Source organism: Paraburkholderia sp. BR10872 (assembly GCF_040965835.1).
Lineage (GTDB): Bacteria > Pseudomonadota > Gammaproteobacteria > Burkholderiales > Burkholderiaceae > Paraburkholderia > Paraburkholderia nodosa_A.
The window spans coordinates 138453-153283 of sequence record NZ_JBFRCN010000009.1 but is presented as its reverse complement, the minus strand read 5'-3'; the positions used below and the strand labels follow the sequence as shown (position 1 = coordinate 153283).

At 63.7% G+C, this 14831-nt stretch carries 18 protein-coding genes; 7 read left to right on the top strand and 11 right to left on the bottom strand.

Going from position 1 to position 14831, the window contains the following annotated elements:
- Positions 1 to 278: 278 nt before the first annotated feature.
- The gene (locus AB4Y43_RS10420) at positions 279 to 569 is read right to left on the bottom strand and encodes a hypothetical protein (protein ID WP_069266679.1); all 291 of its coding nucleotides are present in this window, start codon (positions 567 to 569) and stop codon (positions 279 to 281) included.
- Positions 570 to 732: 163 nt separating this feature from the next.
- Here AB4Y43_RS10420 and AB4Y43_RS10415 point away from each other — a divergent pair, with 163 nt between their 5' ends.
- Together AB4Y43_RS10415 and acnB are read left to right on the top strand one after the other, a co-directional pair.
- Positions 733 to 1119 carry a DUF3175 domain-containing protein gene (locus tag AB4Y43_RS10415; protein WP_342948756.1) on the top strand — a complete coding sequence of 129 codons (387 nt, stop codon included), beginning with the start codon at positions 733 to 735 and terminating at the stop codon, positions 1117 to 1119.
- A 179-nt stretch (positions 1120 to 1298) separates the two neighbouring features.
- On the top strand, positions 1299 to 3884 hold the full coding sequence (gene acnB / locus AB4Y43_RS10410) for a bifunctional aconitate hydratase 2/2-methylisocitrate dehydratase (RefSeq protein WP_368727754.1): 2586 nt from the start codon (positions 1299 to 1301) through the stop codon (positions 3882 to 3884).
- 120 nt (positions 3885 to 4004) lie between these two features.
- On the opposite strand, the gene AB4Y43_RS10405 is transcribed toward acnB, so the two are convergent.
- A complete protein-coding gene (locus AB4Y43_RS10405; RefSeq protein ID WP_368727753.1) occupies positions 4005 to 4601 on the bottom strand; it encodes a TetR/AcrR family transcriptional regulator in 597 nt (198 codons plus the stop codon).
- Between the two features lie 113 nt (positions 4602 to 4714).
- Between AB4Y43_RS10405 and AB4Y43_RS10400 the strand changes: the two genes are divergently transcribed.
- Positions 4715 to 5095 carry a DUF4267 domain-containing protein gene (locus AB4Y43_RS10400; RefSeq protein WP_069266683.1) on the top strand — a complete coding sequence of 127 codons (381 nt, stop codon included), beginning with the start codon at positions 4715 to 4717 and terminating at the stop codon, positions 5093 to 5095.
- A gap of 1 nt (position 5096) precedes the next feature.
- Complete coding sequence (locus tag AB4Y43_RS10395) at positions 5097 to 5417, top strand: DoxX family protein (RefSeq protein WP_368727752.1); 321 nt, start codon at positions 5097 to 5099, stop codon at positions 5415 to 5417.
- 62 nt (positions 5418 to 5479) lie between these two features.
- On the opposite strand, the gene AB4Y43_RS10390 is transcribed toward AB4Y43_RS10395, so the two are convergent.
- Together AB4Y43_RS10390 and AB4Y43_RS10385 are read right to left on the bottom strand one after the other, a co-directional pair.
- A complete protein-coding gene (locus tag AB4Y43_RS10390) occupies positions 5480 to 5842 on the bottom strand; it encodes a BON domain-containing protein (RefSeq protein ID WP_069266685.1) in 363 nt (120 codons plus the stop codon).
- Positions 5843 to 5944: 102 nt separating this feature from the next.
- Positions 5945 to 6814: a LysR substrate-binding domain-containing protein gene (locus tag AB4Y43_RS10385; RefSeq protein ID WP_368727770.1), complete on the bottom strand. Its 870-nt coding sequence runs from the start codon at positions 6812 to 6814 to the stop codon at positions 5945 to 5947.
- Between the two features lie 146 nt (positions 6815 to 6960).
- On the opposite strand from AB4Y43_RS10385, the gene AB4Y43_RS10380 reads away from it, so the two are divergent.
- Positions 6961 to 7611, top strand: a complete 651-nt coding sequence (locus AB4Y43_RS10380) for an ureidoglycolate lyase (protein ID WP_368727751.1) — start codon at positions 6961 to 6963, stop codon at positions 7609 to 7611.
- On the opposite strand, the gene tatA is transcribed toward AB4Y43_RS10380, so the two are convergent.
- A complete protein-coding gene (tatA, locus tag AB4Y43_RS10375) occupies positions 7608 to 7835 on the bottom strand; it encodes a Sec-independent protein translocase subunit TatA (protein WP_069266688.1) in 228 nt (75 codons plus the stop codon). The two genes, AB4Y43_RS10380 and tatA, sit on opposite strands and share 4 nt — an antisense overlap.
- A gap of 543 nt (positions 7836 to 8378) precedes the next feature.
- On the opposite strand from tatA, the gene AB4Y43_RS10370 reads away from it, so the two are divergent.
- Positions 8379 to 10571, top strand: coding sequence for a glycoside hydrolase family 28 protein (locus tag AB4Y43_RS10370; protein ID WP_368727750.1), 2193 nt, complete (start codon positions 8379 to 8381; stop codon positions 10569 to 10571).
- A gap of 63 nt (positions 10572 to 10634) precedes the next feature.
- Here the strand turns inward: AB4Y43_RS10370 and AB4Y43_RS10365 are convergent, their stop codons facing one another.
- The 4 genes from AB4Y43_RS10365 to AB4Y43_RS10350 all read right to left on the bottom strand — a co-directional run bounded on the left by AB4Y43_RS10365 (position 10635) and on the right by AB4Y43_RS10350 (position 12957).
- Positions 10635 to 10832, bottom strand: coding sequence for a hypothetical protein (locus tag AB4Y43_RS10365; RefSeq protein ID WP_368727769.1), 198 nt, complete (start codon positions 10830 to 10832; stop codon positions 10635 to 10637).
- Between the two features lie 58 nt (positions 10833 to 10890).
- Positions 10891 to 11202, bottom strand: a complete 312-nt coding sequence (locus AB4Y43_RS10360) for a high-potential iron-sulfur protein (protein ID WP_028206842.1) — start codon at positions 11200 to 11202, stop codon at positions 10891 to 10893.
- A gap of 223 nt (positions 11203 to 11425) precedes the next feature.
- Positions 11426 to 12439: an NAD(P)-dependent alcohol dehydrogenase gene (locus AB4Y43_RS10355; RefSeq protein ID WP_368604462.1), complete on the bottom strand. Its 1014-nt coding sequence runs from the start codon at positions 12437 to 12439 to the stop codon at positions 11426 to 11428.
- Complete coding sequence (locus AB4Y43_RS10350; RefSeq protein WP_368727749.1) at positions 12436 to 12957, bottom strand: SRPBCC domain-containing protein; 522 nt, start codon at positions 12955 to 12957, stop codon at positions 12436 to 12438. The genes AB4Y43_RS10355 and AB4Y43_RS10350 overlap by 4 nt, the downstream gene beginning before the upstream one ends.
- A 120-nt stretch (positions 12958 to 13077) precedes the next feature.
- Here AB4Y43_RS10350 and AB4Y43_RS10345 point away from each other — a divergent pair, with 120 nt between their 5' ends.
- Entirely contained in the window at positions 13078 to 13980 is a 903-nt protein-coding gene (locus AB4Y43_RS10345) for a LysR family transcriptional regulator (RefSeq protein ID WP_368727748.1), read from the top strand.
- Positions 13981 to 14009: 29 nt separating this feature from the next.
- Here AB4Y43_RS10345 and AB4Y43_RS10340 read toward each other — a convergent pair whose 3' ends face one another.
- Together AB4Y43_RS10340 and AB4Y43_RS10335 are read right to left on the bottom strand one after the other, a co-directional pair.
- Positions 14010 to 14420: a hypothetical protein gene (locus AB4Y43_RS10340; RefSeq protein WP_368727747.1), complete on the bottom strand. Its 411-nt coding sequence runs from the start codon at positions 14418 to 14420 to the stop codon at positions 14010 to 14012.
- Between the two features lie 110 nt (positions 14421 to 14530).
- Positions 14531 to 14830 (bottom strand): LysR substrate-binding domain-containing protein, encoded by a 300-nt coding sequence (locus AB4Y43_RS10335; protein WP_368727746.1) that lies wholly within the window; start codon positions 14828 to 14830, stop codon positions 14531 to 14533.
- Between the last annotated feature and the right edge of the window lies 1 nt (position 14831).

The following is a 14831-nucleotide window of genomic DNA, read 5'->3' as shown; positions in this document are numbered from 1 at the left end:
GTTTGCAAGCCGTACAGCCAAGCGCCAGTGCGGCCGCGCCGAGCAGCCAAACACGCGGCCACGAATGGAGCCACAAACGGGCGCGCGGCCTGTCCAGATTGGCACCCGATTTCGCAGTGCTTTTCATCCGATCCCTCCCTTGTGCGCGCCAAATTGCAATTCCGCGCGCCACGCTTGTAATTCTTCTACCCGCTTCCCGTCTGTCCCACCATTCACCTTTTCGCTGGCGCTCTCCGTATTGCGCCGGTCCTGCGCTCATCCTGCATTCCCGAAAGGCTTCATTCCCGATAAGCCGCCATCACGATCCACATATCGCGCTCGCCATTGCTCACTTCGGCAGCCAGCGCATAGCGGTCATGCGGACTGCAGGCGTTCTGCAGCGCCTTGCGCGCCTGTTCCGTGTTGTCGTAGTCGCGCTTTTCCAACGGACGCACTTCGTTGCGTCCCTCGAACATCTTCTGGTCCTTGCGGTAGATAAGCGTTTCGGTTTTCCATTCGCGAAAACATTCCCGGACATGCTGGAAATCGCCTCCGCAGACGTTCACTTGATAGCGTGGAGTTGACTTCATGATCGACTGCCTCCCTTGCCGGTTCGACGCGCACCTGCCGCTAACCTCACGCCGCGCGCGTCCACACCCGCGGCGCCGCATAGGGCGTGCCGGGCCTGACTTCCCTTGCGGGCGGTATTGCATTTGCGCAGCGGGTGAGTCGTCTGATGGAGAGGGAGAAGTCATGAGCACGAGCCAGCATCCTGCTACGCGACGCAAGGGCGGGCGCCCCGCGCGGCAGCGTCATGCCCACGCGAGCGCCGCGAAAGCGCACACGAAACGCGCTACGAGCGGCGCCCCGAAAAAATGGTCGAAGCACGTGAACGAGACGAGCGACGCCATGGACATCGAGTCCGGCGTATTCAAGTCCGGCAGCGCCGAAGCGATCGCCCGCTCGCTCAAGGAGTCGTCGCTGCACAGCCGGCGGCGCAAGGGCACGCCATTTCAGTCGGCCATGTCGATGCTGAACTTCTACATCAACCGCGCAGGCAGAAACCTGCCCAAGTCGCGGCGCGACACGCTCGCGAAAGCCAAGGGAAAGCTTCGGGAAGCGTTTGGCCGCAAGCCCTGAGCGAAAATTTCAGGCTTTTTCACGGTGGCATCGGCTTTGCGGTCAACTCTTATATAAGACATAAGACATTTGACGTTATATCGTATTGCGCTTAAAATCCCGGTCAAAGCAGTGCCTGGAAAAGCCTCGGAGTGCCTGAAAAGCCTTCGCCTTCAAACGCAATACCAGTAGGTCCCCCAATGCTTGAAAACTTTCGCGCTCACGTAGCCGCACGCGCCGCGCTCGGCATTCCCCCCCTGCCGCTCACGGCTCAGCAGACCGCCGAACTGGTGGAACTGCTGACGAATCCTCCCGCTGGCGAAGAGCAGACGCTGCTCGACCTGATCACCAACCGCGTGCCGGCAGGCGTCGACGAAGCCGCCCGCGTGAAGGCCGGGTTCCTGGCCGCCGTGGCCAAGGGCGAAACCGCCTGCGCACTGATCTCGCGCGCTCGCGCGACCGAACTGCTCGGCACGATGCTGGGGGGCTACAACATCGCCCCGCTGATCGCGCTGCTCTCCGACGCCGAAGTGGGCACCGTGGCTGCTGAAGCGCTGAAGAAAACCCTGCTGATGTTCGACCAGTTCCATGACGTCAAGGAACTGGCCGACAACGGCAACGCCAACGCCAAGGCAGTGCTGCAAAGCTGGGCCGACGCCGAATGGTTCACGAGCCGCCCGGAAGTGCCGCAAAGCCTGACCATCACCGTGTTCAAGGTGACGGGCGAAACCAACACCGACGACCTCTCGCCGGCCCCAGACGCGACCACCCGCCCGGACATCCCGCTGCACGCGCTGGCGATGCTGAAGAACGCGCGTCCCGGCATCACGCCGGAAGAAGACGGCAAGCGCGGCCCGGTCAGGTTCATCGAATCGCTGAAGGAAAAGGGCCACCTGGTCGCCTACGTGGGCGACGTGGTCGGCACGGGCTCCTCGCGCAAGTCGGCCACCAACTCGGTGCTGTGGTTCACGGGCGAAGACATCCCCTTCATCCCCAACAAGCGCTTCGGCGGCGTGTGCCTCGGCGGCAAGATCGCCCCGATCTTCTACAACACGATGGAAGACGCCGGCGCCCTGCCGATCGAACTCGACGTGTCGCAAATGGAAATGGGCGACGTGGTCGAACTGCGCCCGTATGAAGGCCGTGCGCTCAAGAACGGCGCAGTCATCGCCGAATTCCAGGTCAAGTCCGACGTGCTGTTCGACGAAGTGCGCGCCGGCGGCCGCATTCCGCTGATCATCGGCCGCGGCCTGACGGCCAAGGCGCGTGAAGCGCTGGGCCTCGCCCCGTCGACGCTGTTCCGCCTGCCGCAAAACCCGGCCGATACCGGCAAGGGCTTCTCGCTCGCGCAGAAGATGGTTGGCCGCGCATGCGGTCTGCCGGAAGGCCAGGGCGTGCGCCCGGGCACGTACTGCGAACCGAAGATGACCTCGGTCGGCTCGCAAGATACGACCGGTCCGATGACCCGCGACGAACTGAAGGACCTGGCGTGCCTCGGCTTTTCGGCCGACCTCGTCATGCAGTCGTTCTGCCACACCGCCGCTTATCCGAAGCCGGTGGACGTGAAAACGCACCAGACGCTGCCGAACTTCATCAGCAACCGTGGCGGTATCGCGCTGCGTCCGGGCGACGGTGTGATCCACTCGTGGCTGAACCGCATGCTGCTGCCCGACACCGTCGGCACCGGCGGCGACTCGCACACGCGCTTCCCGATCGGCATCAGCTTCCCGGCGGGCTCGGGTCTGGTCGCCTTCGCGGCCGCCACCGGCACGATGCCGCTGGACATGCCGGAATCGGTGCTCGTGCGCTTCAAGGGCAAGATGCAGCCGGGCGTCACGCTGCGTGACCTCGTGAACGCCATCCCGCTGTGGGCGATCAAGCAAGGCTCGCTGACGGTTGCCAAGCAAGGCAAGAAGAACATCTTCTCGGGCCGCATTCTCGAAATCGAAGGTCTGCCCGACCTGAAGGTCGAGCAAGCGTTCGAACTGTCGGATGCTTCCGCTGAACGTTCGGCCGCCGGTTGCACGGTGCATCTGAACAAGGAACCGATCATCGAATACCTCAACAGCAACATCACGCTGCTGAAGTGGATGATCGCCCAGGGCTACCAGGACCCGCGCAGCCTGCAGCGCCGCATCAAGGCGATGGAAGCGTGGCTGGCCGACCCGCAACTGCTGCAACCGGATGCGGACGCCGAGTACGCCGCCGTCATCGAAATCGACCTGGCCGACGTGCACGAGCCGATCGTGGCCTGCCCGAACGATCCGGACGACGTGAAGACGCTGTCGGACGTTGCCGGCGCCAAGATCGACGAAGTGTTCATCGGCTCGTGCATGACCAACATCGGTCACTTCCGTGCCGCGTCGAAGCTGCTCGAAGGCAAGCGCGACATTCCGGTCAAGCTGTGGGTCGCGCCGCCGACCAAGATGGACCAGAAGCAGCTGACCGAAGAAGGCCACTACGGCGTGTTCGGCACGGCTGGCGCGCGTACCGAAATGCCGGGCTGCTCGCTGTGCATGGGTAACCAGGCACAGGTGCGCGAAGGTGCAACGGTCATGTCGACCTCGACGCGTAACTTCCCGAACCGTCTGGGCAAGAACACGAACGTGTACCTCGGCTCGGCGGAACTGGCGGCGATCTGCTCGCGTCTGGGCAAGATCCCGAGCAAGGAAGAGTACATGGCCGATATGGGCGTGCTCAACGCCAACGGCGACAAGATCTACCAATACATGAACTTCGACCAGATCGCCGACTTCAAGGAAGTGGCCGATACGGTGACGATGTAAGTGTGATGCTGGAGTACGGCGCGGGACTGTTGTTCCAGATCTGCGCCGTAGCGCCGGACAATGGCGCCGCAGGCTGAATGCCTGCGGCGCCATTTTTATTTGGTTCGCCGAGGTGCTGGCTTATGAGTGGGAGTCGAGCGAGCTGTTTCGGGAAGCGATGACTGCCCGGACGACCAGCATGATGCGTTCGACCCGCGCACCGGGCCGGATTCGGCCTGAACGTTCGAGTTCGGCGAGCCCATGCAGGGCTGCCCAAAAGGTCTCGGACACGTTTTCGACATCGGCACTGAACGGCGCGACGACCGACGCGATCGCTTCGAAACCGGCCCGCAGTTCCGGTCGGGTCTCAGCATCTGCAAACCGCAGATCGGTCGGGAGCGTGAACATCGCCTCGTAGAGCGCGGGACACCGCACGGCAAAGCCAAGATAGGCCATGGCGACACGCTCGAGGGCGTTTTCTTGCCCCGCCGCTCCATGCGCCGCTTCCCGAAGTGCCACCGTGAGTTCTTGGAAACCCTCGAGTGCAACGGCTGAAACGATCGCATCCCTGTTCTCGAAATGCGAGTACAGGACCGGCTGGCTATATTCGATCTCTTCGGCGAGGCGGCGAACCGTGACGGCATCCCATCCGTCGCGCTCCGCAATCAGGCGCGCTGCCGCGACAATGCGGGACTCGCGCTCGGCCCGTTGCCTGCCCTTGCGCTCGGCGATACTCAACTTTTCACCTCCTGCCCCGAATAGTCCACATGCCCGTGATGATACGGAAGCTTGAAAATCTAGCATTGCTAGATTATATTCCGTCACTACACCACGAAGCACAGGACACTGCAATGCATTGGCTTTCGTTCGGACTGGCGCTGTTCCTCGCCCTCGCGATTATCGCGATCGGCACCCAATATCTTGTCAGGCCAATGTCTGCGACTCGCAGTTTCGGTCTGCCGCTTCCAGAAAACGGCGCCAATACCGCCTGGTGGCTTCGCCTCAAGGGCGTGCGCGACATTGCGTCGGGACTGGCGGTCCTCGCGTTCATGGTGTTGGGCACGCCACTTGGGATCGGCATCGTCCTGCTCGTGGAAGCCGTCATCCCCATTGGCGACATGCTGCTCATTCTTGCCGCGAAAGGCTCCACCAAAAGCGCCTTCGGCATGCATGGCGCAACGGCCGTGCTGATGGTCCTCACCGCAATTTCGATGATGATGGGAGGGCGCTGAAATGATCCACACGGTTTCGATCTGGCTTCTCGCCGCCGGCTTCTTTGGCGCCGGTCTATTCAACGCGATTGGCACGTCCGCATCGCAAAGCGATTACGCCCGGTGGGGTTACCCGCGCTGGTGGGGCCGTTTGACCGGCGCACTGGAAATCCTATCCGCCGTTCTGATTGCGCTACCGGCAACTCGCATGATTGGGCTGGCGCTCGGGGCGCTAATCATTGCGGCAGCGGTTTTGACCGTTCTGCGTCATCGCGACTTCTCGCACCTTGTGCCGCTTGGTGTCTTTGTCGTCGTGATCGCGCTCGCAGGAATCCCGGCTTGAAAGGGCCGCGCGCTGATCTGCACATCCGGCACAATCAGCGCGCGAATGCCAACGCGGGGGACTCAGCCGTTGCCGCCGTGAAAGAGCGTTAGCTTGTTCGACACCGAATTCACGCCTTGCACCGAACGCGCAACCTCTTCCGCCTGGCGAATCTGGTCGCCGGTGCGAACCGTGCCGCTCAGCGTCACAGCGCCGCTGCGCGCGCGAACGAAAACGCCGGACACGTTGAATCCCTGCGCCCTCGACAACGCACGTCGCACGGCACGGGCAAGTGCGCGGTCCGCCTTCTTCTCGCTGGGCGCCGCCTGGGTCGTGCCCGGCGCCATCGACGCGTCCGTTGGCGCATTTTCCGTTTGGGCATGCGCCACGCCAGCGGCGGTCAACAGAAAAGACGCAAACACGGCGCATCGCAGATTCGATTTCATGACCTACTCCTGACATTGCCGCGCAGGGACGCGCCGGCCGCCGTCCATATTGCACCTCCACGCAAACACCCGCTCCGAAGGCGCTCGCATCGCGCCGTCGCACTATACGACCGCTGATGCCGCCGCCACGCCCAGGAAGGTCTGCACGATGCCTCGCTTGCGTTGGCTGTGAAGGCAGGCCACCGAATCGATATTGCAGTCGCGCAGCTCCTCCACCGGGATGGCGACGCAATGCGCGCCCTCGGGAATCTCGCGCTCGAGCACGAATCCGATGCCGAGGCCTTTCCGGACCGCTTCCAGAACGGCCTCGCGGCTACCGAGTTTCATCGCCGTCGGGAGCGAAATCCCTGCGCCTCGCAAGGCTTCGTCGACCAGACGCTGGGTATTGGAACCCGCCTCCCGGCGAATCACGGCATACGCCGCGAGATCGCCGAGCGACACGCTTTTGGCCGCGGCGAGCGGATGATGCCCCGGTACGAGCACCCGCATGCCCTGACGCGCGACGGGGATCGACGCCACACGCGCATCGCTCCTGGCATTGCCGATGACCACCGCGTCGACCCGATACGCGAGCAGATCATCCCAGACCTCGCGCTGACTTCCGAACGAGACTGAAATTTCGATATCGGGGTATTGCGCACGAAAGGCGGCCACCACCTGAAGCACCACCTGTGGCCCGTCGGCGGCGAGTTTGAGGCTGCCGTGCTGGAACCTCGTCGCCCGGCTCACCATGTCCTCGATCTGCTCTTCCGCCGCAAACATCTGGCGGGTCAATTCAAAGAGCGGCTTAGCGGCATCGGTGGGTTGAACGCCCTCATTCGTGCGGATAAAGAGCGCCTGCTTGCAATCCTCTTCGAGATTGCGGATCTGCGCCGTGATGGCCGGCTGCGTCAGACCGAGAAGATTCGCCGCCTTCGAAAAACCGCCCTCGCGCACGACTGCATCGAACGCCCTGAGCTGGAAATAGCGCATCGCCACCTTGAACCTCGCCCCATCAATCTCAATGCGAAAATATAGCACCGGCATTAATTTGACTGCCACAGGTACGCGCTCTAAGCTCGATGCCGTTGCGGTCGTGGCTAGCCGCCCGCCCTCTTATAAGTCTGGGGAGATTCGAAATGAGCAAAGAGATCGACTACCTCAATCCCGCCCTCCCGCGAGGCCTGCGGCGAGTGGCGATGCCCGTGGTCGACGCGACTCCGGCAACGCTGAACGGCTATGGCAAGCTGGTGGACGACCCGCACGCCTGCCAGGTGGAAATCGTCCAGTGGCCCGCCCTGGGGTCTAGACCGATCGACCCGGGAACCGGCGATGAAGCGGGCACGACCGAAGGCACGTTCGTCAGCGAATGGCGCGGCGACATCCTCTACGGGCGCAACGAAGCGGTTGGCGGCAATTATGTTCTCGCGTACGCAACGCAGCCAGACGACGCGCGCGAAGACAGCGCTACCGTACCGGAACGCATGTTGTTATGGCATGCGAACTATCACCCCGACGGCGGGCAACTGTTCTTTCCGCTCGATCGTCGCCCGTTCTATGTTCCGCTGGCATTGCCGGGCGACGATATTACGCCGGAGAAGTTCGTGTGCTTCCGCTTCGACGGACGCCAGGGTCTCTATATCCACCCCAACATCTGGCACGAAGGCGTGTTCACGCTCGACGGGACTCAGCGATTCTTCGACAAACAAGGCGCCGTGCATGCACGCGTCTCGGTCGAATTCGCATCGGAGTTTGGCTGTCTGCTCGAGGCCGCCATCGCGCGTGACTAGCGCGCGTTGCTCGAGCGGGTCACGTCCTTTGCTTCCGTATCGACGGCATCGCTTTGCTGCAATGCATGCTGCCGCTCAGGCGTTTCGCCTTGCGCCATGCCTTCCTTGAATCCCTTCACCGCGACGCCCAGATCGCCTCCGATGTTCCGTAGCTTGTTCGTACCGAAAACCAGTGCCACGATCAGCAGGACGATCATCCAATGCCAGATGCTCAACGAACCCATAACTGAAAATCCTCTCTTTGCCGTCGCGCGCGTCGCTTGCGACGAATGAATGAACCTTGCGGCCCGACCCGGCGTATCGCCCGATGTTCCGCAGGCGTATTGGAACGCGCCGATGTGTCTCGCTCGTTTCCTTGAACGGCGGTTTTGTATGCGCATGTACGCATGCGCCCCGTAGATACACGCCTATACAAAGAGGGCGCGGTTCCAGAGAAGCGTTTAATGTTCCCACCGGCGACGCCCCGCTCGTCTGACAAATTTACGAAACCGTAAGCTATCCGCAGGCACAAGGCATATCCCATAGACCCAGGTACACCCCCTGGATAAATCTGATTGACGATTTCCATGTCGTCTGACAACAATATCCATGGTGATCGAGTCAGCCGCTCCTGTTCGATCTCGCCGCTGTAACCGTGCCTCTCACGTTCGCATTAGCGTCGCCACGCGGCCCAATCGCCGCCCAATCGCCGCCCAATCGCCGCCGTAGTCGAGCCACGCTTTCTTCAGCAAAACAATCCAGCGAGACAACATAGGAGAACGAATCAAATGGCAATATATGACCAGGACGATCCCCAGCCCTCAACAGCCCGCAACCATGCGCCCGCCTCGCCCAAACGGCGCGCGTTCATGGCCTTCGCCGGCGCGTCCGCAGGCGCAAGCCTCCTCGCCGCCAGCCGCGCAGCGGCAGCAGCCGATTCCATATTTCCCACGCCTGCCGCATTCGGAGGCAAGATTCCGCAGCCGCCCGGGCACGCCGCCGGCGACCCGATCTGGGGCCCGGACGGCCAGGCCACGGCGATCATCAGGAGACTTGCCCATGTCGATCGGTCGCTGTTCTCGCGCGCCGATTTTCACGTGACGAGCTACGGTGCGCGCACACTGCCGCCCACCGCGCTGATTACGTCGACCGCGTGGCCGGGCGGCAAGATTCCATGGGTGACGGGCGGCACGGAACAGACCGCGCATCCGACCAGCGATCTGCAGAGCCCCGGCTCGGGCGTGATGGTGCCGTGCGACTACACGGGCACGCAATACGACTCATGCACGGCGATCAATGCCGCGGTTGTCGACGCGAGCCGCGCCGGTGGCGGCCGCGTGGTGGTGCCGGCCGGCAACTGGTACTGCGGCGGTCCGATCGTGTTGCTGAGCCATGTGAACCTCCACCTGGAATCGGGCTGCACGATCTATTTCAGCCCGAATCCTGCGGACTATGCGAAAAACGGCCCGTACAAGACGGCCAACGGCAATCTGTACCACACGCGCTGGCAGGCGAACGACTGCCTGAATTTCGGCTCGCCGATTTATGCCTTCCGCCAGACCAACATCGCCGTGACCGCCGACGACAACACCTGCGTGCTGAACGGTCAGGCGATGACACCGATGCAGTTGAGCACCCAGCCGCCGACCTCGTGCTGGTGGACCTACAAGGGAAGCAGCAACACCTACGGCTGCGCCGGTTCATCGACGCCTTCTCAGGCCTATGTGAATTCGAACAACGTCGCGCTAACGAGCCTCCCCGCTGGCCAGATCCAGAACCCGCAGGCGAATGTCTCCTTTACGAACCCGTACGGCGTGACGACGTCGCTGATGACCCTCCTCACGGGCACGGGCTGGAACCAGGACCAGAACTATCTGCCCGCGCTGTCCGAGCTGCGCGTGCCCGTCGAGAACCGCATATTCGGCAACGGTCACTATCTGCGTCCGTGCATGATCGAGTTCATCGGCTGCACCAACGTCTATCTGCAGAACTACCACACGCAGAACACGCCCTTCTGGCAGCACCATCCCACCGATTGCACGAACGTGGTCATCGACGGCGTGTTTGCCGATAGCGTCGGACCGAACAACGACGGCTTCGATCCAGACGCGTGCAATCACGTGCTGGTGCAAAACGTTCAGTTCAACACCGGCGACGACTGCATCGCGATCAAGTCCGGCAAGTATCTCGACACCGGGTACGGCCCGATGCAGAACATCGTCGTGCAGAACTGCACGATGCAAAGCGGCCACGGCGGCCTGACGATCGGCAGCGAAATGAGCGCGGGCGTGCGCAACGTCTACGCCCGCAACCTGACGATGCAAAACGAGAACTGGGCGAGCAACCCGCTCAATATCGCGCTGCGCTTCAAGAGCAACATGAATCGCGGCGGCTTCATCAACAACGTCTGGATCAACGGCGTGACGCTCGCCAATGGCGTGAACCTCGCGGGGAAATACGGCGGCGGCTCGCTTGGGGCTGCGATCAGCAAGATCACGGGCACGGGCACGACCGGTCTCGCGACGAACCCGTCGACGGGCCAGGGCGGCCTGATCACGTTCGACTGCGATTACAGCCCGTCCGGCGACGCGGTGCGCTGGAGTCCGTCCGTGATCAGCAACATCAACATCACGAACGTGAACGCAAGCAACGTGTCGGGCGCGGTGTCCTACTCGATGCCCTCGGGCTTCGTCGCCGGGTCGAACTCGTGCTTCCAGGCGATCGTCATGCAGGGCCCCGAAGCGGTCGATTACAACGGTCCACTGCCGGTGCCGAGCGTGAGTCCGATCAGCGGCGTCACGATCTCGAACTGCAACCTCGGCAACCCGGTGTGCGCGGGGGCGGTACCGACCACGCCTTCGACATCGGCGACGGCCGCGCCGGGGCCGGTCTTCGCGAGCAACGTGAGCGGCATCACGCTGACCAATGTGGTGATCGCGGGCACTACGTACAACACGTCGCTGACCGCACCGGCGACCTGATATCGACGCAACGCACACGGAACGCGTGGGAAGCGCGTTCCGTGTGCGCGGCGATCGGTTTCTTCAGCGTGGTTCCTTCTCCGCCGGAGGTTGCCGGCGTTTCGGCGCCGGCTCATTTCCGGAGCCCACCGGCTCGCGCGTACAGGCGTCCGGCGGCATGACAAAGGGAATGTCGTCGCGGCAACACGCATATACCGGAAACCCGTATGCGTTCGTCCCGACGATGGTCGTTGGCCCGTGCAGCGGGCACACCGCCTTCATGGCGCCTCCCGAAACGCATTGCTCGATGGCTTGTAGCATACCCCTCTCGGGGCATGACTCAAGCCTTCTTCACGTAGGCATTGCACCAGCCTTTGGCGTCGACGATCTTGCCGCCATAGGTCGCGCACGGACCATTCGGCGCGCCCGGCTTGCCCTGAAACAGCTGGCAGTTCGCGCAGGTCTGCCCCGCCTGGAAGCGCGGGAACTTCGTCTTGTCGACTTTGCTCGCGTCAGTCTTGTAGCCGAGCGCCATGGCGGTCGGATCGCTCTCGGAGAGCACCGGAGCGTCGGCGCGGGATTCGCTGGAAAGCGCCGCCGTGGAAGCCACGGAGGCGGCAAGGATCATGAAGCGACGACGGGAAAGCGGCATGGTGGGGCTCCTGAGAAACACGAACGAATCGGCCAGCCGATCAGCAACCACGAGAGCCGGGTACGTTCCATGCTTCTTTCGTGTGCTATTTATTTATAACACTTCGCGATGTCTTGTAAAGAACCGAAACATTGGGCATCGGATGCTTCCTTATTTACTTCGTAATGCAAATCAATTTTCATGGCGAGCGAAGACTCGGCATCACAGCGGCGCCGTATTGACTTCACCAGGCCGCGCAGACCTTGCCGAAATGCGCCCCGGCCTGCTGATGACGAAACGCATCGGCCAGTTCGTCCAGCCCGAACGTCCGGTCGAGCACCGGGCGAATGCCAGCCTGGTCGAGCGCCGCGACGTACTCTTGCTGCTGGCGCCGGCTGCCCACGATCAAGCCCTGCAGGCGCGCCTGCTTCGCCATCAGCAAGGAGGTCGGCACCGTGCCTTCGCGTCCGGTCAACACGCCGATCAGCGCGATGTGGCCGCCCACGCGCACCGCGTCGATCGACTGGGCGAGCGTACCCGGACCGCCGACTTCGATCACGTGATCCACGCCCTTGCCGCCCGTCATGTCGCGCACGAGCGCGCCCCACTTTTCGTGTTGCCGGTAGTTGACCACCTGGTCGGCGCCCAGCGCTTTCGCACGCGCCAGCTTCTCGTCCGACGATGACGTGACGATGACCGAAGCGCCCATCATCCGCGCGATCTGCAACGCCGCGATCGACACGCCGCCGGTGCCGAGCGTCAGCACGGTGTCGCCGGCCTTGAGGCCGCCGTCGACCACCAGCGCGCGCCATGCGGTGAGTCCAGCCGTCGTAATCGTGGCTGCGTCGGCGTAGGTCCAGCCGCGCGGCGCGAGCGTGAAGGCGCTCGCGGGCCGCACGGCGTGCAAAGTCGCGAAGCCATCCGCGCCGTCGCCGGGCGTCTGCGCGAAGTTGCCCACGGCCTGCCACGGCAACCCGTCCGCCCATTGCGGGAAGAAGCACGACACGACGTGGTCGCCGCGCTTGAACTCCGTCACGACCGCGCCGACCGCCGACACCACGCCTGCGCCATCGGACATCAGCACGCGGCCATCTGCTGTAGGGATCGCGCCGTTGGCGACCAGCAGGTCGTGAAAATTGAGCGACGTAGCGTGAAGCTCCACGCGGATCTCGCCGGCGCCCGGCGCGCCGGGCTCGGCGATATCGCGCAGCTCGATGCGATCGAGCCCGCCCGGCGCACGCACCACGGCGGCCTTCATGGCCGTGCTCCCTTCGCCTTGCGCGCGGCGTCGACGAGGCCGTCGAGCCAGTCCTGGTGCCCGTTGATCATCAGATTCGGGCGCGTTTTCGCCAGCGTCACAGCCGGTTTGCCCTTCTGCGATTCCTGCGTGAGCACACGCACGCGGCCGCCGGAAAGGTCTTCGATCAGCCAGGCGTGAATCACATCCAGACGCGTTTGTGCGTCGCCCTCGGCCCAGCCGTGCCACGCCACGCGTGCGGGCTGGCCTGCGGCCGGCGGCACGTGCTCGGTCACTTTGGCCTGCACCGGGAAGCCGAAGGTCTTGAATTGAAAACGCGCGCCCGCGCTCAGCTCGGGCCCCAGGCCGTCGTGGAAGCCGACATCCGCGGAATTGCTGTAATAGCTGGGCCACACGGTCGCGTTGTTGAGTAACGGCCAGACGTCGGCGGTGGAGAGGCCCGCCACGATCACTTCGTTGGAACAGAAGTTATCGGTCGTGCCGGGCAAGTAGTCTTCGGGCCAGAAAATCTCGTTCATGTTCGTTACCTTTCGATGCTGTCGGTTTCGGTGCGGTGGACACGAGAAATCATGCGGGCTATGCTGAAATAAATCCAATCGCGACTCATTATTTCGGCCATAAACCATGTTGATATCAGAATGCTCGATCTGAATCTCTTGCGGGCGCTTGACGCCCTGCTCGACGAACGCAACGTCACGCGCGCCGCGCAGCGTCTGTCACTCACGCAGCCAGCCGTGAGCGCGATGCTGACGCGTCTGCGTGAGAGTTTCGGCGATCCGCTGTTCGTGCGCTCGCAACGTGGCATCGTGCCGACCGAACGCGCACTACAACTGGCCGCGCCGCTCAAACAGGTGTTGAGCGAAATCGAGCAGATGCTGCAGCCGCAGGCCTTCGCGCCAGCCGAGGCCGAGATGACGCTCACCCTCGCTTCGACCGACTACGCGCTGCGCGCAGTCGTCGTGCCGTATCTCGCGCGGCTGCGGGAAACGGCGCCCGGCGTGCGCGCCGTGATCGTGCCGGTACAGCACGAGCGTCTGCAAGCGCAACTCGAAAGCGGCGACGTGGATCTGGCCCTGATCACACCGGAGACCGCGCCCGCCGATCTGCATGCGCGGCGCCTCTTCGACGAGCGTTACGTATGCGTGATGCGCGCGGATCACCCCGCCGCCCAGCGGCGGCTCACGCTGGAGCGCTTTTGCGCGCTCGATCATGCGCTGGTGTCGTATGAGGGTGGAAGCCTGAGCGGCGTCACGGACGAGGCGCTGGCGCGCGTGGGGCGCGCACGTCGCGTGACGGTGTCGGTGAACAGCTTTCTCGTGCTGCCCGATCTCTTGCTGACGAGCGATCTGATCGCGGTCGCGCCGTCACGGCTCGTGAAGAACGCACCGGGGCTCGCCGTGGTCGAGCCGCCGCTGGCGATACCGGGGTTCACCAAGACGCTCGCGTGGCACGAGCGCACGCATCGCTCGCCAGGGCATCAGTGGGCGCGCGCGTTGTTGTTCGAGACGTGTGAGGCGTTGGCGAGCGACGCGCCGGGGTGATGCCGTCACGTCGGCGCGCGTAAAGGCGATCAGCAGGACGGGCTGCCGTTGGCCGTGCAGAACGCCGCGGGCGCACCCGCGATGAGCGGAAGCGGCGTGACGGGTCCTGGCGGTGGCGGCACAATCCTCACGGCGCCGCACCACGAGGTATGGCTGTGCCCCGCGCTGGGCACGCAGGGCGCAACGGCTGCGCGCAGCTCATCGGCCGCTTCCTCGCTCAGTTCGTTGCGCTCGCGCGCTTCGAGCGCGGGCCGCAGCTGGTCGCCCAGCCACGACGCGAACGCGACGACACAGCCCGCCGCGACAGCGAGCAGCATGACCCGCGCCTTGTGCTCGCGCAGCTTGATGAGCAGGCGCAGCGCCGCCGGCCGGCCAGCGATGGGCGCCTCGCGCCCGGCGGCGGCATGCACTGCCGCTCCTTCGATGATTCTCGTTGCCACTGTCTATTCGTTTTGCTCTTGTGATTGCGCCTCACGCCCGTATCGAGGCATACGGGTTAACGGCAGGTCGGCGCAATCCGAAAGGGGCGCAACGAAAATATTTGGAGGCCTCAGCGGCCCTCGCGCGAGCGCTCCGCAAACGCGAACACGGTTTCGCGGAACCGCTCCACCGCCGGATTGTGCACCGCGGGTTTCGTCACGAGATGCAGCGGCGCGCGAAACGCCTCGTCCCCGGCCATGCGGCAGTAGCGCACGCTCTCCTGCTGGTAGCGCCGCATGGAAGCCGGCACGAGCGTCACGCCGCCGCCCGCGGCCACGAGGTCGATCGCAGTGACCATGCGCGGCACCTCGTCGACCACGCGCAACTGCACGCCATGGGCTTCGCAGGCGCGCACGAAATCGGCGTACATG